General features: G+C 46.3%; 1 protein-coding gene. It reads right to left on the bottom strand.

Features of this window, described 5'->3' with window-relative positions:
- The coding region (locus HT737_RS30575) for a hypothetical protein (protein ID WP_182400874.1) at positions 1–381 on the bottom strand (381 nt) is incomplete at its 3' end.
- Positions 382–555 lie beyond the last annotated feature (174 nt).

Raw genomic sequence — 555 nt, 5'->3', positions numbered from 1 at the left:
CTCTTCGAGTTCTGCACGACTAAAGCCCATATCATGATTTGATAGAGACACCGAAGTGGATAGACCATCAGTCAGCTGAGCAGCCTTCCCAAGCTTGACCACTTCATCCTCTGTGACAGGAGTTGGCTCCTCCTTTTCATCCTGTCCGAAAACGTTTCCGGTTCGAGCTATCGGAGCCCCCTCTTCGTGAAGAATCATAATTTCTTGACCGGAATCAGACTTGAGCAAAAATCGCTGATCCGCACCGAAACTACGATCTGTACCCTTAATATCGATCAGTTCATAACCTTTGATACTAGAAAGCTTCTCTAGTAGATCGATTTCAGTTTCTGCTTCGAAAGTAGCATTTCGCATGAAGTCTTCTTTTTGAAACTTAGTCACAAGCATTCCCTCCTTAGATGAGGGCGCATTTATACAGCGTGCTTGACACTGCAACAATACGACTAAATTCCGGCCTTCTCGAATGCCAATGGTTCAAGAGCCTTCATCTGGACGAGGGTCAGAGGTGAAAAATTTCGATCAAGCTGCAGCTCGGCGAAACGCTCGACACTCAGG

It is taken from the genome of Pseudomonas sp. MD195_PC81_125, from assembly GCF_014060985.1.
GTDB lineage: Bacteria > Pseudomonadota > Gammaproteobacteria > Pseudomonadales > Pseudomonadaceae > Aquipseudomonas > Aquipseudomonas parakoreensis.
The sequence above is the reverse complement of the archived record's forward strand: the minus strand, read 5'-3'. Positions and strand labels throughout refer to the sequence as shown.